Origin of the sequence: Sphingomonas hankookensis, assembly GCF_022664465.1 — a bacterium.
Taxonomy (GTDB): Bacteria; Pseudomonadota; Alphaproteobacteria; order Sphingomonadales; family Sphingomonadaceae; genus Sphingomonas; species Sphingomonas hankookensis.
In genome coordinates this window covers 516,776-539,648 of the sequence record NZ_JAKREV010000002.1, presented here as the reverse complement: position 1 = coordinate 539,648, position 22,873 = coordinate 516,776, and the positions used below count along the sequence as shown (strand labels likewise).

Genomic DNA, 22,873 nt, shown 5'->3' with positions numbered 1-22,873 from the left:
CGGATCTCGACAAGCTCGATCCTCCGCTCAAAGCGAACGGAGTTTTTGTGGGAGATGGAAAGCCTTACTGCTCGGGCAGGAAGTCCGGCACCGACAGATACCGCTCACCGGTGTCGTAGTTGAACCCCAGCACCCGCACGCCATCGGGCAGGTCGGGCAGCTTCTGCAGGATCGCCGCCAGCGTCGCACCCGACGAAATCCCGACGAGCATACCCTCTTCGCTCGCCGACCGGCGCGCCATGTCCTTCGCCACCGCCGCGTCGACCTTGATGACGCCATCGATCGCGCGGGTGTGGAGGTTGGCAGGTACGAAGCCCGCGCCGATCCCCTGGATCGGGTGCGGCCCCGGCTGTCCGCCCGAAATGACCGGCGACAATTCGGGCTCGACCGCAAAGACCTTCAGGTTCGGCCACTTTTCCTTCAGCGCCTCGGCAACGCCGGTGATGTGCCCGCCGGTGCCGACGCCGGTGATGATGACGTCGATCGGGCTGTCGGCGAAATCACGCAGGATTTCCTGCGCGGTGGTGCGCACATGGACGTCGATGTTCGCCGGATTTTCGAACTGCTGCGGAATCCATGCATCGGTCGTCTCGGCGGCCAGTTCGTGCGCGCGCTCGATCGCGCCCTTCATGCCCTTTTCGCGCGGAGTCAGGTCGAAGGTCGCGCCGTACGCCAGCATCAGCCGGCGGCGCTCGATGCTCATGCTTTCGGGCATGACCAGCACCAGCTTGTAGCCCTTGACCGCCGCGACCATCGCCAGCCCGACGCCGGTATTGCCGCTGGTCGGTTCGATGATCGTCCCGCCGGGCTTCAGCTCGCCTGACGCCTCGGCCGCCTCGATCATGGCGAGGGCAATGCGGTCCTTGATCGACCCGCCGGGGTTGGAGCGTTCGGACTTGATCCACACCTCGGCATCGCCGAACAGCCGGCGGACGCGGACGTGCGGCGTATTCCCGATCGTTTGCAGGATGGTATCGGCCTTCATGGCTGTGTCTCCTTAGGCGTGACTTCCAAATCTTTGGGCGGGGTAAAGCTCCGCGCGGCGCGCAATTCGGGGAACAGGCGCGACCACAGCATCGTAACGCCGATCGCGATCACCCCGCCGCCCGCCACCGCGATGACCGGGCCGACCAGCGCCGCAAGGAAGCCGGACCGTGCCTCGCCCAGCTCGTTCGATCCCGACACGAACAGCGTCGACACCGCGCCGACCCGTCCGCGCATCGCATCGGGCGTGTGCAGCTGGATCAGCGACTGGCGGACATAGACCGACACCATGTCGGTCGCACCGACGACGAACAGCGACACGAGCGCCAGGATCGCGGCGGGTGCGAAGTCGCTGCCGATCGCCGCCTGCCCGAATACCGGGATCAGCAGTGGCGCCGACAGGCCGAACAGCGCGGTCGCGGCGCCGAAGCCCATCACCGACAACAGCATCTTGGCACCGACATCCTTCGACAACGGCTTGATCGCGAAGACGCCGGCAACGACCACCGCGCCCAGTGCGGGGGCGGCGCGCAGATGGCCGAGGCCATCGGCACCGATCTGCAGGATGTCGCGGGCATAGATTGGCAGCATCGCCGTCGCCCCGCCCAGCAGCACCGCAAACAGGTCGAGCGAGATCGCGCCGAACACCAACCGGTTGCGCCGGACATAGGCGAGGCCGTCGAGCATCTGCCGCCATGGGTTCATGTTGCCGGTGATCGCCGCGCGCGGGATCGGCGGGATCAGGAACAGCATGATCAGGCCGAACAGGAACAGTCCGGCCGACACCGCATAGGGCATGAAATGGCCATAGGCGTAGAGATAGCCGCCCATCGCCGGGCCCAGCACCGACCCGCCCTGCCATGCGATCGAACTCATCGCGATCGCGGTCGGAAGCACGGCGGCGGGGACGAGGTTGGGTGCCAACGCCTGCAATGCCGGCCCGGCAAAGGCGCGCGCCACGCCCAGCAGCGCGGCGACGAAGAACAGCCAGGGCAGGGTGATCGCCCCGCTATAGGTCAGCCAGACGAGCAGCAACGCGCACCCGCCCTCCAATGCGACCGATCCGCGCGCGATCCAGCGCCGGTCGACCCGGTCGGCGACCCAACCGGCAACCAGCGAGAGGATTAGCAACGGCAGGAACTGCGCGACGCCGATCAGCCCCAGCTGGAATGCCGATTGCTTGATCGTCATCGTCTCGCGCGCGATGTCGTACACCTGCCACCCGATGACCACGACCATCGCGATCTGCGCCAGCGTGTTCGACAGGCGAGCAAGGAAATAGGCGCGGAACGCGGGGATCGATAGCGGATGGGGGGACGCGGACATGGGCTGGCTTTAGGTCCGCTGGCTGGCCGGAGCAATGCAGATCGGCTTTGGGGGTATTGGGTCGAGGCTTGTCCCACCCCTTGTCACCCCCGCGCAGGCGGGGGTCCATATACGCCGACGTTCCGGTCGATCACGACCGTGGCGCCTATGGATTCCCCCCTGCGCGGGAATGACGGAGGAACGGGCGATGCCTACCGGCCGAGGAACGTCAGCAGGTCCTCGGTCAACCGGTCGCTTTCCGTCGCGAACAACCCGTGGGGCGCGCCGTCATATTCGATGAAGGTTGCATTCGGCAGCGCCTTGGCCAGCGCGCGGCCGGTCGCGTCGATCGGCACGGTCTGGTCCGACGTGCCGTGGATGATCAGCGTGGGTACGGTGATCGACGGCAGGTCGGGACGGAAATCGGTCGTCCCGAACGATTCCGCGCACGCCAGTGTTGGCTTGAGCCCCGCCATCATCGCGGTGTTCCACGACAGGTCCAACACTTCCTCGCTCACCGGGCTGGTGATGAAGCCGACGCCGTAGAACTGGTCGAAGAAGGTGCGGAAGAATTTCGGGCGATCCGCCTTGATGTTATCGGCGATCTCCTGAAGCTGGTCCTGCGGCACGCCATCGGGATTGTCGTCGGTCTGGAGCATGTACGGCACGACCGATCCGATGAAGCCCGCGCGGGTCACGCCCTTGCCGCCATGGCGCGACATGTAGCGGGCGACTTCGCCGCCACCCATCGAGAAGCCGATCAGCGCGGCATCGTCGGTGACGCCGGTTTCCTGCATCACATCGGCCAGATCGTCCGACAGCGTGTTGTAATCATAGCCCGACCACGGCTGGTCCGACCGCCCGAAGCCGCGCCGATCATAGGCGATCACGCGATAGCCGGCGTCGGCCAGCGCCATCGCCTGCGGGTCCCAGCTGTCGGCCGACAGCGGCCAGCCATGGATCAGGATCACCGGGCGACCCTGTCCCCAATCCTTCACGAACAGGCTGGTGCCGTCACGGGTCTTTACATAGGGCATTGCGGAATCCTCGTCTGGAAATGCTTGGCCCAAACGAGTGAGGCGCGGCGCGGTTGCCTGTCGTACACCGCACCGTCAGTTGCGCGGCACGATTCCCAGCACCGGCCGGCCCGCCCCGCGTTCGACGTCGCGCAGGATCGCGGTATAGCGTTCCGCCATTTCGCGATGCACCCGACGCACTTCGGGCAGTTCGGCCTGTTCGGCGCGCTGCTCCGCCTCGTTCAGACGACGGCGGTAATAATCGATATTGTCGGTAGTCGACATATGGCCTCCCTGTACGTCTGTACCCGGCGGACCAAGAATAACGTACTGAAGTATGGGCGTCTTTGATCCAGATTAACGGTCGTTCAGGATGGCTTCATCCATCATCCCGGCGTCACGAAACTATCGAGCACCCGTTTCTGCCCGGCGGTTTCGAACGATACTTCCAGCTTGTTGCCTTCGATCGTCTCGATCGTGCCGTATCCGAACTTCTGGTGGAACACCCGCTGCCCCTTCGACAGGTCGCTGCGTCCCTTGTTGCCCAGGCTGATCGCGCTCGTCCGCGCCTCGACCACGCGCGACGGGGTGGGGGTGAAGCCCGATCCTTGCGATGCCGCCCGCTGCCAGCCCGGTCCGCGCCCGGTGCCGCGCGCGACGTCGGCGAACGGGTCAGCGCGCTCGCTCCAGTTTGCGCGCCACAGGCTTTCGCCGCCCGACATCGTCGTCTCGCTCTCGATATGCTCGTCCGGCAATTCGCCGACGAAGCGCGAGGGCAGCGACGAATTCCACTGGCCATAGATGCGCCGGTTCGCGGCATGGAGTACCACCGCCATCCGCCGCGCCCGCGTGATTGCGACATAGGCGAGGCGGCGCTCCTCCTCCAGCGACGCGGTGCCGCCCTCGTCGAGCGACCGCTGCGACGGGAACAACCCTTCCTCCCATCCGACGCAGAACACCGTGTCGAATTCCAGCCCCTTGGCGGCGTGGATGGTCATGATCGTGACCTTGGGCTCCTCCGCCGACGCCTCGTTGTCCATCACAAGGCTGACGTGTTCGAGGAACGCGCCGAGCGACTCATATTCTTCCATCGCGCGGACGAGTTCGGTCAGATTCTCCAGCCGGCCCGCGGCTTCGGCGGTCTTTTCCGCCTGATACATCGCGGTATAGCCGCTCTCGTCGAGCAGCTGCCGCGCCAGCTCGGCGTGCGGCAAGCTCTGCGCCATGTCGCGCCACCGTGCGAAATCGCCGACCAGCCGCCCCAGCGACTTGCGCGCCGCCCCGGTCAGCTCATCGGTGTCAAGGATACGCGCGGCGGCGGTCATCAGCGAACTGCCGGTCGCCCGCGCGAAGCGGTGGACGGTCTGCACCGCCTTGTCGCCCAGGCCCCGCTTCGGTACGTTGACGATCCGTTCGAACGCCAGATCGTCGGCCGGCTGGTTGACGACGCGCAGATAGGCCAGCGCATCGCGGATTTCGGCACGTTCATAGAAGCGGAAGCCGCCGACGATGCGATACGGCATGCCGATGCCGATGAAGCGTTCCTCGAACTCGCGCGTCTGATGCTGCGCGCGCACCAGGATGGCGAAATTGTCGAGATTCTTGCCGTCACGCTGCCCGCGTTCGATCGTCTCGCCGACGCGGCGCGCTTCTTCGGGGCCGTCCCACACGCCGATGACGCGGACCTTCTCGCCGACATCGGTTTCGGTCCACAGCGTCTTGCCCAGCCGCCCGCCATTATGCGCGATGACACCCGACGCCGCGCCGAGGATGTGCGGCGTCGACCGGTAATTCTGTTCGAGCTTGATGATCTTCGCACCCGGAAAATCACGCTCGAACCGCAGGATATTTTCGACCTGCGCGCCGCGCCACGAATAGATCGACTGGTCGTCGTCGCCGACGCAGCACAGGTTGCGCCGCTCCTGCGCCAGCAGCCGCAGCCACAGATACTGGACGCTGTTGGTGTCCTGATATTCGTCGACCATGATGTAGCGGAAGCGCTGCTGATATTGCGCCAGCACGTCGCGGTCGGTGCGCAGGATCGTCAGGACGTGCAACAGCAGATCGCCGAAGTCGCAGGCGTTCACCGCCTTCAACCGGTCCTGATATTGCTGGTACAGTTCGCCGCCGCGCCCGTTGGCGAAACGCTCGCTCTCGCCGGCATCGACATCGGCCGGGACCATGCCCTTGTTCTTCCACCCGTCGATCAGCCCCGCCAGGCTGCGCGCCGGCCAGCGCTTTTCGTCCAAGTCGGCAGCGACGATCAGCTGCTTGAGCAGCCGCAACTGATCGTCGGTGTCGAGAATGGTAAAGTTCGACTGCAACCCGACCAGCTCGGCATGCCGTCGCAGCATCTTGGCGCCGATCGCGTGGAACGTGCCGAGCCACGGCATCCCTTCGACCAGATCGCCGACCAGCCGCCCGACCCGCTCGCGCATTTCCCTCGCCGCCTTGTTGGTGAAGGTCACCGACAGGATCTCGGACGGATAGGCCTTGCGCGTGTAGAGCAGGTGCGCCAGCCGCGCGGTCAGTGCGGCGGTCTTGCCGGTACCCGCCCCCGCCAGCACCAGCACCGGACCGTCGGTCGTCAGCACCGCATCGCGTTGCGGCTCGTTCAGGCCGCGAAGATAGGGCGGGTCGGCGGGGGTCGGGGCGGGCGGCGTAATCGAGGACATCGTCGAACAGGTAGGGAACGAACCGTACAGCGACAAGCAAGGATTTCGTTTCTCAACCGTCATCAATTTGCCACTCTACCTTCGTTGCGATGCAACATAGCCGGGCTATCGCGCGGCTGCCGGTGGACGGCGGCGCCACCTTGGGCGACCGCTGCCGCGACGGGCACCGTATTCGCAGGAGCACCCATGACCATCCGTTTCATCGCCCTCGCGGCGTCCGCCGCCGCTTGCCTGTCGTCCGTTGCCCATGCCGAGGAGCGCGAGCCCGTATCGGTGCGCGTGTCTTATGCCGGGCTGAACCTTGCCTCGGTCGAGGGCCGCCGCATTCTCGACGCGCGCATCGACCGCGCCGCGCTCCACGCCTGCCAGTCGCGCATTATGGGTCTGCGTCGCCTGAACGACGAACGCCGCTGCCGCAATGAAATGCGCAGCGACGCGCAGGTGCGCATGGCGCAGCTGACCCCGGTGGCGGTCGCCAGCGCGCGTTGAACCAAGCTTCATCACTCCCGCGAAGGCGGGAGTCCATATGCGCCGACGCTGCGGATCAATCGAGACGTCAGCGCATATGGATTCCCGCCTCCGCGGGAATGACGATGGCGGCTGTCCACGCAATAGTTGCGCCACGCCCGCTCAGCGTGAAAGCTTCTTGCCCCAGACCGTCACGACGCTAGTCGGGGCAATATGCACACCCCCCATCCCATGCGCGCGCATCGCCGTATCCTGATCGCCAGTCTGATCGGCACGTCGGTCGAATTCTACGACTTCTATATCTATGCAACTGCCGCGACCCTCGTCTTCGGGCCGCTGTTCTTTCCGTCGGGCAGCGCATCGGCGCAGCTGATGGCGAGCTATCTCTCGATCGGTCTCGCCTTCATCGCCCGGCCGCTGGGCGCGGCAGTGTTCGGGCATTTCGGCGACCGGCTGGGGCGCAAGTCGACGCTGGTCGCCTCGCTGATGCTGATGGGCGGATCGACGTTGCTGATCGCATTCCTGCCGACCTATGCCCAGATCGGCTGGTTCGCGCCGCTGCTGCTGTGCGTGCTGCGGTTCGCGCAGGGGCTGGGGCTGGGCGGCGAATGGGGCGGGGCGGCGTTGCTGGCGGTCGAGAATGCCCCGCCGGGCTGGCGTGGACGGTTCGGCATGGTGCCGCAGCTGGGCGCGCCGGTCGGCTTCATCGCCGCCAACGGGCTGTTCCTGCTGCTCGGCCTGACGCTGTCCGAAGCGGACTTCGTCGCATGGGGCTGGCGCCTGCCGTTCCTGTTCAGCGTGGTGCTAGTCGGTTTGGGCCTCTGGGTGCGGGTAAAGCTGCACGAGACGCCGGCGTTTGCCGCGGCGCTGGAGCGTGAGGCACCGGCGGCGGTGCCGCTGGCCGAACTCGCGCGCGGTCATTTGCGCGCAACGCTGGCGGGGACGTTCGGCGTCGTCGCCTGTTTCGCGCTCTATTATATCGCGACCACCTTCGTCCTCGGCTACGGCACCACCACGCTCGGCTATAGTCGCAGCGCGTTCCTCCAGACGCAGCTGGTGGCGATCCTGTTCATGGCGCTGGGCATCGCGCTCGCCGGCTGGCTGTCGGACCGCTCGACCCCGGCACGGGTGCTGTCCGGCGGGTGCGTCGGCGTCGTGCTGGCCGGTGTGCTGCTCGGGCCGATGGTCGGGGCGGGCAGCCTGTTCGTGATTGGTGCGTGGCTGTCGTTCGCGCTGCTGATGATGGGGTTCGTCTACGGACCGCTCGGCGCATGGTTGCCCGCGCTGTTCCCCGCGCGGGTGCGCTATACCGGCGCGTCGATGGGGTTCAACATCGGCGGCGTGATCGGTGGCGGGCTGACCCCCAGCATCGCGCAGGCATTGTCGGTGTCGCATGGCCTTGCCGCGGTCGGCGGCGTGCTGGGCGCGGCGGGGGTTGCGAGCATCGTCGGACTGCTGCTGGTGCCGCGGCGCGACTGATCACCCCGCGCGGACGAGCGGCTGGTCGGCCATCAGCGGGTCGGGCACCGGGCAGATGCGGTTGCGCCCTTGCCGCTTGGCGTCATAGGCGCACTGGTCGGCCCGGTCGATCAGGTCGATCAGCGTGTCGCCCGGCACCAGCGCGGCCAGCCCGGCGCTGACCGTGATCGGCGGCAGGTGGCTGCCCATCGTCGGCAAGGTCGCCCGTACCGATTGCGCCGCCAGCCATGCGCCCCGCAACGTGGTGCGGTCGAGCAGCGCCACGAACTCCTCGCCGCCCAGCCTTGCGATCACGGCCGATGGTGGCAACCGGTCGACCAGCAGCATCGCAAAGGCGCGCAGCACCGCATCGCCGGTCGCATGGCCGTAATTGTCGTTGACCCGCTTGAAATGGTCGAGGTCGAACAGGATCGCGGCCAGCGGCTCGCGTTCGGTGAACGCCTGTCGCACCATCGGCATTGCCCGACGTTCGAACCCGCGACGGTTGGCGACGCGGGTCAGCGGATCGGTTTCGGATTCGGCGATCGTGCGGCCCATCGCCGACTGCACGACCAGCAACAGGATCAGCAACCCGGTCATCACCATCAGCACGCCGCCGGTCGCCTGCGAAAACAGCGCATAGCTGCTGGCGGCATAGGTCTGCGCCGAACTGCCCGATCCGAAGGTCGCGGCGAAGAACGGCTTCACCACGAAATGCGCCGTCGTCAGCCCCAGCGCGACCGCCAACGCCAGCCACAACGGGCCACGCCGCCGCCGCACCGCGTCGATCGCGAAGAACGTCGCCATCGCCGACCCGGCGACGAACGGCAGCTGATAGAGCAGTTCGTACCACAGCGCGTTGCGCGGTCCGTACCAGATCGCGGCGCGCAACACCGCGCCGGCCACGAGCAGCGCGATCACCGGCCGCCACGGTCGCGGCAATCCGGACAGGGGCCGCAGTCCCAGCGCCAGCAAGGCGATGCACGTCAGCAACGACGCATAGCTCAGGATCATGCACGCCGTGGTGAACGGGGTCAGCAGGATGCCCAGTTCGCTGAGCGGCGTGATCGCACCGACCAGATAGGCGGTGGCCAGACACGTCGCCGCGCCCTGGCCCGGATAGGACAGGCGAATGATCGCGAACGTGACCGCGAACAGCCCGGCGACGCAGGCGTTGACGATCAGGGCATATACCGCGCTATCCATCCTCGGGTTCCGCTACGCAGTTCTGCGATCGTCGTAGCAGCCTTTGCGCGGAAAACCGTTAACGGTCGGCAGATTCGGCCAGTCGCAGCAACGTGACCTTCGCCTTGCCATAGACGCGCTCGGCATCGACCGTGAACTGCGGCAGGTCGAGTGCCTCCGCCTTCGCGGTTTCGATGCTGACCCACGTCGCCGGACCGATCCAGCCCAGCCGCGCCAGCTTGTCCGCCGCGACTGCCCCGGCGCCGCTGCCATAAGGCGGGTCCATCATCACCAGGTCGAGCGGCTTCGGCGCTGGGCCCAATGCCAGTACCGACGTCGCGCGCACGTCGCCGCCCGCCGCGTTGAGCTTGGCCAGATTGGCACGCAATGCGTCCAGCGCGGCGCGATCCTGCTCGACGAACAGGCATGTCGCCGCGCCGCGCGACAATGCCTGGATCCCCAGCGCACCCGATCCGGCGAACAGATCGGCGACGGCCAGTCCGTCGAAGCTGCCGACCCGGCTGGCCAGCATCGAAAACAGCGCCTCGCGCGTGCGATCGGCGGTGGGGCGGGTCGCATCACCCTTCGGCGCGACGATCGGCCGTCCGCGCCACTGGCCCGAAATCACCCGCATCAGCGCTTGCCTCCGCCCGGACGTCCGCCCTTGGGCTTGCCCTTGGTCGGACGGGGGGAGGGGGCGGCCTTTGCCCAGCCGGCGGGCTTGCGCTTGGGCCGTTCGACGAAGCTCGCCCGGTCGGCGTCGGCGGCCTCCTCCTGCGTCATGCGGCGATCGACCGGCCCGCGTGGCGGCCGGGCCGGTTGCGGTTCGGCGGTGCGGGGGCGGCGTCCGTCGGGACGGCCGTCCTGTGGTGCAGCCTCGCGTGGCTTGCGGGGCACGCGCGCGACGCCGTCATAGCCCGGCCGCTCGGCATGCGCCGCTGCCCGGCGCGCACGCGGATTGTCGCCGGTCGCCGGACGATCGCCATAGGCGCGGCGGTCGCCCAGCCCGGGCTGGCGACGTTCGGCCGGCGTCTGCCCCGCCTGCACCAGCGGATCGAACCCCTCGCGCCGTTCGACCGGCCGCTCGGTCGCATGGGTGCGCGGTCCGACGCGGCGCGCATCGCCCTGTGGTCGCGCGCCGAACCCGCTGCGTTCGCCCGACCCCTGCGGCCGCGCACCGAAGCCGCCGCGCTCCGTCGCACCCTGCGGTCGCGCACCGAAGCTACGATGTTCGCCACCCTGCGGCGCGTCGCGATCGGGGCGGCGTCCGCTGAACCCCGAACGCTGGCCGTCCCGCTCGGTCCGCGGGCGGCGTTCGTCGCCGAAGCGGCCTTCGTTCGCCACCGGTTCGGGCCGCGGCAGCGGCGTCGCGCGCCGCCACGCCTTCAGCGCCGCCGGATCGGCCCCCTCGGGCGCCGCCTTGCTGGTCGGCTTGTTGGTCAGCGTCTTGCGGAACGCGACCAGTTCGTGCTGCCGGATTTCCTCCACCTCGCCCTCGGGCAGGTCGAGCAGGTTGAACGGGCCATAGCGCGTGCGGATCAGGCGCGAGACCTTCAGCCCCAGATGTTCGAGTACCCGGCGAACCTCGCGGTTCTTGCCTTCGGTCAACGTCATCTCGATCCAGGTATTGGTTCCCGTGCGCCGTTCGAGGTTGGCATTGATTGGGCCATAGCGCACGCCCTCGATCTCGATGCCCAGCATCAGGTCTTCGAGCTGTTGCTGGCTGATCTCGCCGTAAGCACGCGCGCGATAGGTCCGCTCGACCCCGGTCGCGGGCAGTTCCAGACGGCGCTTGAACTCGCCGTCGGTGGTCATCAGCAACAACCCCTCGGTATTCAGGTCGAGCCGCCCGACCGGAATCAGCCGCGGCAGATCCGTGGGCAACCGGTCGTAGATCGTCGGCCGCCCGGCGCCGTCGCGCTCGGCGGTCAGCGTGCCGGCCGGCTTGTGGAACCGGAACAAGCGCGTCGGTTCGGGCGCGGCGACGGGCGCGCCGTCGACGGTCACGCCCTTCAGGTTCGGCAGGATCGTCGCGGGCGTTTCGAGGACGACACCGTTCAGCGCGACCCGGCCGGCGGTGATCATGCGTTCGACATCGCGGCGCGACGCTACCCCGGCGCGCGCCATCAGCTTGGCGATGCGCTGGCCTTCGCGGGGGGATTCGTCGGGTGATTCGGGAGGAGTAACGATGATGTGCGTATCCGTTTGCGGCGACGCGATTAAAGTTTCAGCCGAAGCGGTTCCTTCATCGCCTTCGCGAGTTTGAGGCTTCGTATAAGCTGGTTGCATCCCGGTGGAAAGCGAGTGGGGTCATGTTGTTCGGGCGCAAGAAGCGACACATCAACCGAATCCTGGTCGTCGAGGACGAGCCGCTGGTCGCGTTCGACACCGAACATTTCCTCGGCACCGCCGGGTTCGAGATCGCGGCGACCGTCGACACCGTCGCCGGGGCCTGCGCGACGCTGGAGGGCGGCATGGAGCTCGACCTCGTGCTGGTCGACATCAACCTGTCGGACGGCAGTGGCCTCGACGTCGCCCGCTGCGCACACGAACGCGGCGTGCCGGTGCTGCTGGTCACCGGCAGCTGTCCGCAGGACGCGCAGATCTTTGCCGCCGGGTGCCTGACCAAGCCCTATCCGCAAAAGGACCTGCTAAGCGCGATCGACGCGATCGGCGCGGTGATCGGCGGCGCGAAACTGCCGCGCAGGTTGCCGAGCGGCTTCAACCTGTTCCGCACGGCGGCGTAAGGGTCAACCCTCCTAACCCACCCGTTGGTTCGAGCAGCTTCGAGCCTGTCGAGAAGCGCCCGTCGAGAACGCGCCGTCTGTGGTGGGAAAGAAGAGTCGTTTTCACGCCGGACAGGTAACGCCGGCCCGGCGCGCAACCTCTTTGCGGCCTTTGCGCCTCTGCACGAATAAACCCTCGTCCGTCGCGCCTCCGCGTGAGAACGAATCTTCCTCCTTCCAACGACCCAACGTTCTCGACGGACGCTTCTCGACAGGCTCGAAGCTGCTCGAACCCAACGGGGAGGGCCGTGAGGCCAAAACCGACCCCACCTTGCCGCCACCGCCAACCCCTTCTACGGTCGCGCCCCTTCCGGGAGGACTTGAATGACCGAAGCCGCGCCCAAGGGGCTGGCGCTGATCCGCATGGGGCTGAACAATCGCAAGACCGGCGCGATGCTCGCCTTCGGTCTGGCGGCGGGGCTGCCCTTCACCTTGCTGCTCGGCACGCTGAACGCGTGGCTCGGCGAAGCGAAGATCAACCTTGCCACCATCGGCCTGCTGTCGTGGATCGGCTTGGTCTATGCCTTCAAGTTCCTGTGGTCGCCCTTGGTCGACCGCATGCGCCTGCCGCTGCTCGAACGCTTCGGCCGCCGCCGGTCGTGGCTGCTGCTGTGCCAAGCGGTGCTGGCTGCCACGTTCCTGCTGCTGGCGATCAGCGACCCGGCGGTCGCGATCGGCTGGTTCGCGCTGGTCGCCGTCATCGGCGCGTTCGCCGCCGCGACGCAGGACGTGGTGATCGACGCGTGGCGGATCGACGTCGCCGACGATCGCGCGACCCTCGGCATCCTCTCGTCGATCTATCAGCTGGGCTATCGCATCGCGACGCTGATCGGCGGCGCGCTGGCGCTGGTGTTGGCGGCGCGGATCGGGTGGCAGACGGTCTATGCGATCATGGGCGCCGCGATGGCGCTGCTGCTGCTGGTCACGCTGCTCGCCCCCGATACGCCGCGCCCCGCCGTCCAGCAAAGCGACGTCGCCATCCCCGGACCCAGCACCCGCGACAAGCGCACCGGCCTGATCATCGTCGGGCTGTGCTGGGGCTGGGCGATCCTGACCATCGCCGCGTTCATGGCGCGGGTGCTGGGCACGCCGGTGGGCGAGACGCCGCCCAGCGTCGGCGACTTCACCCGGCTGACCGGCCCGTGGATCGTAATTGCGACCGTCGTCGTGCCCGCACTGGTCGCGGCATGGCTCAATCGCCGCACGCTCGACGCACAATATTATGGCTGGGACGCGCCCGAAGCCGACCGTGCGCCGGGCTTCATCGAACATGGCTATCGCGCGCTGATCCTGCCGATGGCCGAACTGGTCGGGCGGCTGGGGTTTGGCGTGGTGATCGTGCTGGGGCTGATCCTCAGCTACCGCCTGTGCGATTCGATCTGGGGGCCGTTCGCCTATCCCTTTTATCTCGAAGAACTGAAGTACACCAATGACGAGGTCGCATTCGCGTCGAAGATCTTCGGCGTCGGCATGACGATCCTCGGCGTGTCGCTCGGCGGCATCTCGTTCGCGACACTCGGGCGGATGCCGACGCTGCTGATCGGTGCGATCGTCGCTGCGGCCAGCAACCTGCTCTACGCCGACCTGGCCGCCGGGGCGCCGGTGATCGACGCGGTGGCGGGCACGCTCGGGCTGCACGGTCTGGGCGTCGATGCACGGATGGTGCGGCTGATGGTCGCGATCTCGGGCGAGAACATCGCCGGCGGCTTGGCCGGCGCGGCGTTCGTCGCCTATCTCTCCTCGATCGCCAGCAAGGAATATAGCGCGGTCCAATATGCCCTGCTGTCGTCGCTGACGCTGCTCGTCGGCTCGCTCGGCCGCGCCGGGCTTGGCGAAGCGGTGGAGCAGATGGGCTATGCCCCGGTATTCCGCTTCACCGCGGCGTTGGGCTTGGTCGCGGTGGTGTTCGTGTTGCTCGAATGGGTGCGGTGGAAGCGCGAACTGGCGCGGGCGGTGAAGGAAGATTGATTCACGCGAAGGCGCGAAGGAAAAGGAAGGAATTGGTTCGCACAGAGACGCGGAGGCGCAGAGATGGTGCGCTTGCCGCGATAGCGGCCCTCCTATCGCGGCCGACCCGAAGAAAAGGCTTCGCCGGACAAGTGGCGCTTGCCCGCTCCACAACATCTCCGCGTCTTTGCGTGAATCAAAACTAAACCGGCACCTCTTCATTCGCCGCCAGCACCGTCCCGGCGAGATACAACGACCCAGCAATCAACACCGCTTCCGGCTCCGACCGTGCCAGCAGGTCGAGCGCCGCCGCCGGATCGGTCGCCACATCGGCGGTCAACCCCAACCCCCGCGCCACCCTCGCCAGTTCCCCCGGCGCATGATGCGCATGCCCCGGCACCGGCACCGCGACGAGATGGTCGACCACCTGCGCCAGATGCGACAGCACCGCGCCGGCATCCTTGTTCGCCAGCATCCCCAGCACCAGCGCCGATCGTTCGCCCCGGCTGATCGGCGGCCAGCCCTTCGCGACCTCGATCGCTGCCGACTCGTTATGCGCACCGTCCAGCCACACCCCGTGGCGCGGATCGACCCGCCCGGTCAGCGGCCCGCCGCTGCGCAGCCGCTGCATCCGCGCCGGCCACTGCGCCGTCCGCGCCCCGGCGACGATCGCCGCGTCGGGCACCGTCACCGCCGACTGGTGCCGCAGCATCGCGGTGGCCAACGCCAGATTGTCGCGCTGATGCTCACCCGCAAGCGCCGGTGCGGGCAGGTCGATGGCCCCCCGCGCATCGCGGTATTGCCCGTCGACCATCTCCCAAGCTGCCCCGCGCGCAACCGCCACACCGCCCGCCGCCGCCACCGTTTCCGCTACCCGGTCGGCAATTTCGGACGGGTAGGCGAGGGTGGCGATCGGCACGCCCGGCTTGGCGATTCCCGCTTTCTCGGCGGCGATCCCGATCAGCGACGACCCCAGAAACGCCTCGTGATCGAACCCCAGCGCCGCGATCCCGCACGCTACCGGCGCCGGCAACACGTTGGTCGCATCCAGCCGCCCGCCAAGTCCCACCTCGACCACGCACGCATCGGCCGGCGTCCGCGCGAACGCCAGGAACGCCGCCGCCGTCGTGATCTCGAAAAAGCTCGCCCCGATCCCCTCGGCGACGTCCAGCACTTCGGCCAGCAGACCGGCAAGCGCGGTATCGTCGATCAGTGTTCCCGCCAGCCGGATACGTTCGTTGAACCGCACCAGATGCGGGCTGGCATAGACATGCACCCGCAGGCCCGCCGTCTCCAGCGCCGCGCGCAGATAGGCACAGGTCGACCCCTTGCCGTTGGTGCCCGCGACATGGAACACCGGTGGCAGGCGCAGCTGCGGATCGCCCAGCCGCGACAGCAGCCGCGTGATCCGGTCGAGTCCCAGCACGTCGGCGCCGGGCGACAACGTCACCAGCCGGTCGAGTTGCGCCTGCACGGCAGGATCGGTCGAAACAGCGAAATCAGGCACGCAAATCCTCCCCATTGCATGGGGAGGGGGACCGTCGCGAAGCGGTGGTGGAGGGGCGATGCCCCAGACGCTCCGCTTGCGGCGATCCCCCTCCACCAGCCTGCGGCTGGTCCCCGTCCCCCATGATATAGGGAGGACCTAGGCGCTCAAGCCGCTTCCTTGCGCCCCAGAAACTCGATCAGCTGCGCCAGCTCACCCGGCAGATCGCGGCGATGCGTCACGCGGTCGATCAACCCGTGGTCGCGGTAATATTCCGACGTCTGGAAATCGTCGGGCAGCTTCTCACGGATCGTGCTCTCGATCACGCGCCGCCCGGTAAACGCCAGCGTCGCCTTCGGCTCGGCGATCTGCACGTCGCCCAGCATCGCATAGGCCGCCATCACCCCGCCCGACGTCGGGTCGGTCAGCACCACCAGATAGGGTAGCCCGGCATCGTGCAGCATCTCGATCGCGACGGTGGTGCGCGGCATCTGCATCAGGCTGAGGATACCCTCTTGCATACGCGCGCCGCCGCTGGCGGTGAAGACGATGTACGGCACGCCGCGCGCGATCGCCGCCTCGACGCCTGCGATGAACGCCTCGCCCACGAACTGGCCCATCGACCCGCCCATGAACGCGAAATTCTGCACGCCGACGACGCAGCCGCGCCCGTCGATCGTGCCATAGGCGTTCTGATACGCGTCCTGCTCACCGGTATCGGTCCGCGCCGCCTTCAACCGGTCGACATATTTCTTGCTGTCGCGGAATTTCAGCGGGTCTTCGGCGACCTTCGGGTTGGGCAGGATGTCGACGCTGCCCGCGTCGAACAGCTGCTGGAACCGCTCCTTCGGCCCGATGCGCCCGTGATGGTCGCATTTCGGGCAGACGTGGAGGTTCTCTTCCCATTCCCTGGTGAAGATCATCTGCCCGCACCCCTTGCACTTGTGCCAGAGATGGTCGGGCGTTTCCTTGCGCGCGACGAAGGGGAGGGCGTTACGGACGCGGTTGAGCCAGCTCATGCGGGTTCCTTTGGCGCCGCGGCGATCGCTGCGGCAAGGCTTTCGATATAGGTTCTGACCGGTTCGGCCGCAGCCGCGCCATACTGCGCGACGATCTCGACGATCGCAGAGCCCACGACGACGCCGTCCGCCACGCGGGCGATGTTCGCCGCCTGCTCGGGCGTGCGTACGCCGAAACCGACCGCGATCGGCAGGGCGGTCGCCGCCTTCAACCGCGCGACGGCCTCGTCGATCGACGCCTGCACCGCCTGCTGCTTGCCGGTGATTCCCGCGACCGAGACGTAGTAGAGGAACCCGCCGGCCCCTTCGAGCACGGTCGGCAGACGCGCCGCATCGGTCGTCGGCGTCGCCAGCCGGATCGCGGCGATCCCCTGTTCGCGCAGCTGCACGCCGAGCGCGTCGTCCTCCTCGGGCGGAATGTCGACGCAGATCACGCCGTCGACCCCGGCCGCCGCACAGCCTTGCGCGAACCATTCGGCTCCGCGCCGCACCATCGGGTTGGCATAGCCCATCAGCACCAGCGGCACGTTCGGGTGGCGCGCGCGAAACTCGGTGGCGATGCGCAGCACATCGGCGGTACGCGTCCCGGCGGCGAGCGAACGGATATTCGCCGACTGTATCGCCGGGCCGTCCGCCATCGGATCGGTGAACGGCATCCCCAGTTCGATCACATCCGCCCCGCCCGCGACCAGCGCGTCGAGAATGGCGGGCGTAGCGTCAGGGGTCGGATCACCGGCCGTCACGAAACAAACGAGCGCGGGGCGGCCCTTGCCGAACGCAGCAGCAAGCCGAGTCAAAGCCCTCTCCCCTTCAGGGGAGAGGGTTGGGAGAGGGGATGAGTCACAAAACCGTCCAACAAGCGCAACACGCCTTCCAAATTATGCATTACGTCAGCGTTCGTGAACCGCACTACCCGATAGCCCTGCATGGTCAAATAGGCGGTGCGTGCGGCATCATACTCGGCGGTAGTCCCGTGCAGATGCCCATCCACTTCGATCACCAGCTTCGGCGCATTCGACGCAACGTCCGCCATATAGCGCCCGATCACCTTCTGCCGCCGAAACTTCACGCCAGCGAACCGCTCGGCCCGGAGCGCGAGCCACAGCCGCTGTTCCGCCGGAGTAGGTGCCTTGCGCGCTGCCTTGGCTCGCTCGGTCAAACCAGCGTCTCGCACTGCCCCTCTCCCAACTCCCTCCCCTGAAGGGGAGAGGACTTTTTGGCCTTAAATCGAAACCCCCAGCGCGCTGGCCACGGTGAAGATATCCTTGTCCCCACGCCCGCAAAGGTTCGCCAGAATGATCTGATCGGACCGCATCGTCTTCGCCCGCCGCGCCACGGCGGCAATCGCATGCGCCGGCTCCAGCGCGGGGATAATCCCCTCGCTCCGGCACAACAGCTGGAACGCATCCAGCGCATCGGTATCGGTCGCGCTGTCATATTCGACCCGCCCGATATCGCGCAGCCACGCATGTTCCGGCCCGATCCCCGGATAGTCCAGCCCGGCCGAGATCGAATGCCCTTCGGCGATCTGCCCGTCCTCGTCCTGCAGCAGGTACGTCTTGTTGCCGTGCAGGATACCGGGGAAGCCACCCGCCAGCGACGCGGCATGGTCCTTGTCCAGCCCGTGCCCGGCCGCCTCGACGCCCAGCATCGCGACGTCCGCATCGTCGAGGAACGGGTGGAACAGCCCGATCGCGTTCGATCCCCCGCCGATCGCCGCGACCAGCAGGTCGGGCAGGCGGCCGGTGCGCTCCAGCATCTGCGCGCGCGCCTCGCGGCCGATGATGCTCTGGAAATCGCGCACCAGCTCCGGGTACGGATGCGGGCCTGCCGCCGTACCGATGATGTAGAAGGTGTCGTGCACGTTCGCGACCCAGTCGCGCAGCCCCTCGTTCATCGCGTCCGACAGCGTCGCCGCGCCGCTCGTCACCGGCCGCACTTCGGCACCCAGCAGCTTCATGCGAAACACGTTGGGCTGCTGCCGCTCGACGTCCTTGGCACCCATATAGATGACGCAGGGCAGGCCGAAGCGCGCGCACACCGCGGCCGTCGCCACGCCATGCTGCCCCGCGCCCGTCTCGGCGATGATCCGCGTCTTGCCCATGCGGATCGCCAGCAGGATCTGGCCGATGCAGTTGTTGATCTTGTGCGCCCCGGTATGGTTCAGTTCGTCGCGCTTGAACCATACCTGCGCGCCCATGCCGGGTTCGGCCGACGCGCGCAGCATCTCCGACAGCCGCTCGGCATGATAGAGCGGGCTCGGCCGTCCGACATAATGCGTCATCAGATCGTCGAACTGCGCCGCGAACGCCGGGTCGGCCTTCGCCGCCTTATATTCGCGGTCGAGGTCGAGGATCAGCGGCATCAGCGTTTCCGCGACATAGCGGCCGCCGAAATCGCCGAAATGCCCGCGGTCGTCGGGCTGGGCGCGATAGCTGTTGGGGGCGTTCATAGGGTCGCTCGTTACGGCGCACGCGCGCCCGTGTCGAGGCGTCAGGCGCTCCGTACCGCCGCACAGAAGGCGGCGATCTTCGCGACGTCCTTCACACCCGGCGTGCTCTCGACCCCCGAAGATATGTCGACCAGTGGCGCGCGCGTCACCCGTATCGCCTCCGCGACGTTCCCCGCATCCAGCCCGCCCGACAGCGCCCAGGGGAGGGGATGGCGAAACCCGTCGAGCAGCCCCCAGTCGAACCGCAGCCCCATGCCCCCGGGCAGCGCCGCCCCCGATGGGGTCTTCGCATCGTACAGCACCCGGTCCGCCGCGCCCGCCAATGCCCGTGCGCCATCGAGGTCGGCCCGCGTCTTCACCGCGACCGCGCCCCACGTCTCCCGCCCCGTCCGCGCGCGGATCGCCGCCACCCGTTCGGGCGCGGTCTTGTGCAACTGCACCACGTCCAGCCGCGCCGCCGCCATCGCCGCATCCAGCAGCGCATCGTCGGGATCGACGAACACCCCGACCTTCGCCCGGCCGTCCGGCACCATCTGCGCCAGCCCCGCCGCGACATCGAACCCGACGTTGCGCGGGGAGGGGGCAAAGAACACGAACCCGACATGACTCGCCCCCGCCGCCAGCGCGGCCGCGAGCGTTTCGGGGGTCGACAGGCCACAAATCTTGATGAGGGTCATGGGCGGGCTGTAGAGGGTTGCGGGTGTGATGAGAACCGGACGCTCGCCACATTCGTCATTCCCGCGCAGGCGGGAATCCATACACGCCAACGTCACGGCTCGATCCGCTACACCGGCGTATATGGACTCCCGCCTGCGCGGGAGTGACGAAGGGAACGTCAACTCCGCCGGATCAACGCCCGCGCCAACCGCCGGTCCTCCAGCGAATAGTACAACCAGATCGCCCCATCGACGACGACCACCGACGCCGCAAACGCAATATCGGTAGCACTCCGGTCATCGACCGGCGGCGGCGTCACCAGCGGTTCGATCCCACGCGCGACGACCCGGGTATAATCGGCATCGAACGCGACCCACCCGATCCGCCACCGCGCATCGCGCGTCGCGCCGTTGTAGAACATCACCGGCCGCGCCGGATCGTCGGTCAGCAGCGGCCCGGTCGACAGATGCCAGTCGTCCCAGCTGTCCTCGCGCGGGGCGAGCGGCGTCGGCTGCTCGTGCCATGGCCCCGCCACGTCCGCTCCGACCGCCAGCCCGATCCGCGACGCCTCGTCGGCGGCATATTCGTAGAACAGCCGCCACCCGCCATCGGGAGTGCGATCGACCGTCGCCTCCTTGGTATTGCCCTCCGACTTGGACGACGCCAGCGCGACCCCGCTCTTCTCCAGCCGGTCGAGCGACGGCCCGGACGCATAGGACAGCTCGCCATGCGAATGATCCGCCAGCACGCCCGAATAATAGACGACATAGCCCTCGTCGGTCCGGACCACCGTCGGGTCCTCGACTCCGCCCGCATCGTGATCGCCCGGCCCCGGCACGATCGACGGCGCATCCAGCATCCGGAAATGCCGTCCGTCGTCGCTCCACCCGGCCCAGATCACGCCGGTATCGGTCAGTTCCTGCCCCGGCGGCAAGACCGCGCGCACCATTATCGCGTACCGTCCGTCCGGCTCCCGCCACACATACGGACTCATCAGGTCGCGGGCCATGAGGGCAGGCGGCCCCTCGATCGTCACCCGCTCGATCCGCTTGACGTTGAAATCCAGCGCGATCGGGTTGTCGGCCACCGCGTCCTTGCGATGCGGATCGGCGATCGGCGATGCAGCGTCGATCATGCGCCCAGCGCCTGCATCAGCGACAGCCCGCCATCGATCACGATCCGCGCCCCGGTGATATACCGCGCCTTGTCCGACGCGAGGAACACCGCGAGGTCGGCGACCTCCGCCGCCTCGCCCGCACGCCCCAGCGGAATATTGCGCTCCAGCGTGGCGCGATAGGTCGGATCGGCGCTCGCCTTCGCATTCATCGGCGTCAGGATCATGCCGGGTTCGATCGCATTCACCCGAATCCGGCGCGGCGCTTCCTCGATCGCCAGCGTCTCGACCAGATTCGACAGCCCGCCCTTCGCCGCGCAATAATCGGCACCGCCCGCGCGCACGGCATAGGCGTGGATCGACGAGATATGCAGGATCGCCGCGTCGGCCGCCGCCGTGCCGCGCCCGGTCAGGAACCGCCGCGACGTCAGGAACGCGCCGGTCAGGTCGGTGTCGATCAGCCGCCGCCACTGGTCCAGCGTCATGTCGCGCACGCTCACGCCCGACATGTTCAGCCCCGCCGAATTGACCAGCACGCTCGCCGGTCCCCATGCCTGTTCGACCGCGGCAAAGGCGGCCTCGACCGACGCTTCGTCGGCGACATCGGCTTGCACCGTCATCGCCTCGCCACCGGCGCTACGCACCGCCGCCGCGCTGGCGTCGGCCGCCGCCGTATCCGAATGATGGCCGATCGCCACCCGGTCGCCGATCGCCCCGAACGCCGCCGCGCACGCCGCACCGATGCCCGATTCACCGCCGGTCACGAACACTGTCCGCCTGTCCATCATCCCTCCATGGCTGATCGTTCCAGCAACGTCGGGCGGAAGCGTTGGTTCAGGGGTGGAACGACTTTCCTACAAACGGACGTTCGGGCAGGGTGGCCGCGATGGTCGTGCGTCCGGGCGGCAGGGTCTTTGACAGGGTTGCGGGCAGGAGCGCTGCGGCGTGTGCGCGAAAACGTGGCGAGTGTGAACTTAGTGAACTTTGAACGTGGCGCGGCAAAAGACCACTTTATTACAATAGTTTGGTTATAACGGGCGATCCTGACCAAAACCAAACCTTTCGTGCCGAGTAGACACTGAGCTTGTCGAAGGCTCGTATCGAAGGACCCTTGGCGGTCCTTCGATACGCCGCTTCGACAAGCTCAGCGGCTACTCAGGCGAGCAGGATAGTTATGCCTCGCGAGCAGGCCCCGCCACGGGCAAAGCCCGCGTCGTCGGTCGGCGCTTTGCGCGCCGCCGGCCGGACGCGCCTAGTGCGGCTCGGTCGAGCTTCGCTCGACCTTGCCCGGCGCGTCCCCGGCGCTTCTATAAAGTAGCCTCAATCGCCCTAGCCGCCTGATCCGGATCCTCCGCCTGCGTGATCGGCCGCCCGATCACCAGCACCGACGCCCCGGCATCCAGCGCGGCGCGCGGCGTCACCACCCGCTTCTGGTCGCCCGCCACCCCGTCCGCCGGCCGCACGCCGGGCACCACGAAATACCCCTGCGGCCACGCCTTCTTGGCCGCCGCGACCTCTGCGCCCGAACACACCACGCCGTCGATCCCGGCGCTCTTGGCCAGTTCGGTCAGTCGCACCACCTGTTCGTGCGGGTCGGGGGTCAGGCCGATCGACGACAGGTCGTGCGCGTCGAGGCTCGTCAGCATCGTCACCGCAACGACTTTCGTCCCCACCGGTGCCGCCGCCTTGGCATCCTCCAGCATCGCCCGGCCCCCGGCGGCATGGACCGTCAGGATCGCGGGATCGAGCGGACCCAGCGCCTGGATCGCCTTCGCCACCGTATTGGGGATGTCGTGGAATTTCAGGTCGAGGAAGATCGGCAGCCCCAGATCGGCCATCGTCCGAACGCCCGCCCGGCCATTGGCCATGAAGAACTCAAGGCCCAGCTTCAGTCCGCCGACATGCCCGCGCACCGCCTGCGCCAGCGCCTTGGCCCGCTCCAGATCGGGGGTATCGATCGCAACATAGATCGGCGACCGGCTCATAGCACCGCTCCCGGTACCGCCTGCGCCGGGATCGGCGCGGGGTCGGCGGGCAGGCTGATCGGCGGGTCGGCGCGGTGCAGGTCGGCCAATGTCCGGTCGGTCGCCGCGATCCGCTGCCGCAACCGCCAGCGCGTCAGGTGCAGCGCGACGAACGTCGGCAGGAATCCGGCAAGGAAGGTGACGACCAGCAGCAGCGGCAGGTTCACATCGGCATAGAGCGACCCCCACAGCTTCAGCGGCACCATCGTCATGTTGTTCAGCGCGAAGGCGACCATGACCCCGACCAGCAAGGCCCAGAACAGGGTTTTCAGGAACTGCATGGGGTCGCGCCTTCGT

At 67.7% G+C, this 22,873-nt stretch carries 22 protein-coding genes; 4 read left to right on the top strand and 18 right to left on the bottom strand.

Annotated elements, in window-relative coordinates; translation table 11 throughout:
* Positions 1 to 64 precede the first annotated feature (64 nt).
* The 5 genes from cysK to MF610_RS07925 all read right to left on the bottom strand — a co-directional run bounded on the left by cysK (position 65) and on the right by MF610_RS07925 (position 5,980).
* On the bottom strand, positions 65 to 985 hold the full coding sequence (gene cysK / locus MF610_RS07945; protein ID WP_242194642.1) for a cysteine synthase A: 921 nt from the start codon (positions 983 to 985) through the stop codon (positions 65 to 67).
* Entirely contained in the window at positions 982 to 2,310 is a 1,329-nt protein-coding gene (locus MF610_RS07940) for an MFS transporter (protein ID WP_242194639.1), read from the bottom strand. The genes cysK and MF610_RS07940 overlap by 4 nt, the downstream gene beginning before the upstream one ends.
* Positions 2,311 to 2,501: 191 nt before the next feature.
* Positions 2,502 to 3,326 carry an alpha/beta fold hydrolase gene (locus MF610_RS07935; RefSeq protein WP_242194636.1) on the bottom strand — a complete coding sequence of 275 codons (825 nt, stop codon included), beginning with the start codon at positions 3,324 to 3,326 and terminating at the stop codon, positions 2,502 to 2,504.
* 75 nt (positions 3,327 to 3,401) lie between these two features.
* Entirely contained in the window at positions 3,402 to 3,590 is a 189-nt protein-coding gene (locus tag MF610_RS07930; RefSeq protein ID WP_242194635.1) for a hypothetical protein, read from the bottom strand.
* A 101-nt stretch (positions 3,591 to 3,691) separates the two neighbouring features.
* Positions 3,692 to 5,980 carry an ATP-dependent helicase gene (locus MF610_RS07925; protein ID WP_242194633.1) on the bottom strand — a complete coding sequence of 763 codons (2,289 nt, stop codon included), beginning with the start codon at positions 5,978 to 5,980 and terminating at the stop codon, positions 3,692 to 3,694.
* A 186-nt stretch (positions 5,981 to 6,166) separates the two neighbouring features.
* On the opposite strand from MF610_RS07925, the gene MF610_RS07920 reads away from it, so the two are divergent.
* A complete protein-coding gene (locus MF610_RS07920) occupies positions 6,167 to 6,469 on the top strand; it encodes a UrcA family protein (RefSeq protein ID WP_242194631.1) in 303 nt (100 codons plus the stop codon).
* A 210-nt stretch (positions 6,470 to 6,679) separates the two neighbouring features.
* A complete protein-coding gene (locus MF610_RS07915; RefSeq protein ID WP_242194629.1) occupies positions 6,680 to 7,927 on the top strand; it encodes an MFS transporter in 1,248 nt (415 codons plus the stop codon).
* Here MF610_RS07915 and MF610_RS07910 read toward each other — a convergent pair whose 3' ends face one another.
* The 3 genes from MF610_RS07910 to MF610_RS07900 are packed head-to-tail and all read right to left on the bottom strand — an operon-like array spanning position 7,928 to position 11,218.
* The gene (locus MF610_RS07910) at positions 7,928 to 9,112 is read right to left on the bottom strand and encodes a GGDEF domain-containing protein (protein WP_242194628.1); all 1,185 of its coding nucleotides are present in this window, start codon (positions 9,110 to 9,112) and stop codon (positions 7,928 to 7,930) included. It abuts the gene before it with no gap.
* Positions 9,113 to 9,170: 58 nt separating this feature from the next.
* Positions 9,171 to 9,725 carry a 16S rRNA (guanine(966)-N(2))-methyltransferase RsmD gene (rsmD, locus tag MF610_RS07905; RefSeq protein ID WP_242194627.1) on the bottom strand — a complete coding sequence of 185 codons (555 nt, stop codon included), beginning with the start codon at positions 9,723 to 9,725 and terminating at the stop codon, positions 9,171 to 9,173.
* Complete coding sequence (locus tag MF610_RS07900; protein ID WP_242194626.1) at positions 9,725 to 11,218, bottom strand: pseudouridine synthase; 1,494 nt, start codon at positions 11,216 to 11,218, stop codon at positions 9,725 to 9,727. The genes rsmD and MF610_RS07900 overlap by 1 nt, the downstream gene beginning before the upstream one ends.
* Positions 11,219 to 11,403: 185 nt before the next feature.
* Here MF610_RS07900 and MF610_RS07895 point away from each other — a divergent pair, with 185 nt between their 5' ends.
* Together MF610_RS07895 and MF610_RS07890 are read left to right on the top strand one after the other, a co-directional pair.
* Positions 11,404 to 11,838, top strand: coding sequence for a response regulator (locus MF610_RS07895; RefSeq protein WP_242194625.1), 435 nt, complete (start codon positions 11,404 to 11,406; stop codon positions 11,836 to 11,838).
* 363 nt (positions 11,839 to 12,201) lie between these two features.
* The gene (locus tag MF610_RS07890) at positions 12,202 to 13,845 is read left to right on the top strand and encodes an AmpG family muropeptide MFS transporter (protein WP_242194623.1); all 1,644 of its coding nucleotides are present in this window, start codon (positions 12,202 to 12,204) and stop codon (positions 13,843 to 13,845) included.
* Between the two features lie 181 nt (positions 13,846 to 14,026).
* Here the strand turns inward: MF610_RS07890 and MF610_RS07885 are convergent, their stop codons facing one another.
* The 10 genes from MF610_RS07885 to MF610_RS07840 all read right to left on the bottom strand — a co-directional run bounded on the left by MF610_RS07885 (position 14,027) and on the right by MF610_RS07840 (position 22,857).
* Positions 14,027 to 15,331, bottom strand: a complete 1,305-nt coding sequence (locus MF610_RS07885) for a bifunctional folylpolyglutamate synthase/dihydrofolate synthase (RefSeq protein ID WP_242194621.1) — start codon at positions 15,329 to 15,331, stop codon at positions 14,027 to 14,029.
* Positions 15,332 to 15,477: 146 nt separating this feature from the next.
* Positions 15,478 to 16,329: an acetyl-CoA carboxylase, carboxyltransferase subunit beta gene (accD, locus tag MF610_RS07880; protein WP_242194619.1), complete on the bottom strand. Its 852-nt coding sequence runs from the start codon at positions 16,327 to 16,329 to the stop codon at positions 15,478 to 15,480.
* The gene (gene trpA / locus MF610_RS07875; protein ID WP_242194617.1) at positions 16,326 to 17,126 is read right to left on the bottom strand and encodes a tryptophan synthase subunit alpha; all 801 of its coding nucleotides are present in this window, start codon (positions 17,124 to 17,126) and stop codon (positions 16,326 to 16,328) included. The genes accD and trpA overlap by 4 nt, the downstream gene beginning before the upstream one ends.
* The gene (locus tag MF610_RS07870) at positions 17,123 to 17,488 is read right to left on the bottom strand and encodes an endonuclease domain-containing protein (RefSeq protein WP_242194615.1); all 366 of its coding nucleotides are present in this window, start codon (positions 17,486 to 17,488) and stop codon (positions 17,123 to 17,125) included. Before MF610_RS07870 ends, trpA begins: the two co-directional genes overlap by 4 nt.
* A gap of 63 nt (positions 17,489 to 17,551) precedes the next feature.
* Entirely contained in the window at positions 17,552 to 18,781 is a 1,230-nt protein-coding gene (gene trpB / locus MF610_RS07865; protein ID WP_242194612.1) for a tryptophan synthase subunit beta, read from the bottom strand.
* Between the two features lie 41 nt (positions 18,782 to 18,822).
* Positions 18,823 to 19,458, bottom strand: coding sequence for a phosphoribosylanthranilate isomerase (locus MF610_RS07860; protein ID WP_242194611.1), 636 nt, complete (start codon positions 19,456 to 19,458; stop codon positions 18,823 to 18,825).
* A gap of 158 nt (positions 19,459 to 19,616) precedes the next feature.
* Entirely contained in the window at positions 19,617 to 20,573 is a 957-nt protein-coding gene (locus MF610_RS07855) for a glycoside hydrolase family protein (protein WP_242194609.1), read from the bottom strand.
* Positions 20,570 to 21,337 carry an SDR family oxidoreductase gene (locus MF610_RS07850; protein ID WP_242194606.1) on the bottom strand — a complete coding sequence of 256 codons (768 nt, stop codon included), beginning with the start codon at positions 21,335 to 21,337 and terminating at the stop codon, positions 20,570 to 20,572. The genes MF610_RS07855 and MF610_RS07850 overlap by 4 nt, the downstream gene beginning before the upstream one ends.
* 522 nt (positions 21,338 to 21,859) lie before the next feature.
* Positions 21,860 to 22,537, bottom strand: a complete 678-nt coding sequence (gene pyrF / locus MF610_RS07845) for an orotidine-5'-phosphate decarboxylase (protein ID WP_242194604.1) — start codon at positions 22,535 to 22,537, stop codon at positions 21,860 to 21,862.
* Complete coding sequence (locus tag MF610_RS07840; RefSeq protein ID WP_242194602.1) at positions 22,534 to 22,857, bottom strand: LapA family protein; 324 nt, start codon at positions 22,855 to 22,857, stop codon at positions 22,534 to 22,536. Before MF610_RS07840 ends, pyrF begins: the two co-directional genes overlap by 4 nt.
* Positions 22,858 to 22,873: the final 16 nt, after the last annotated feature.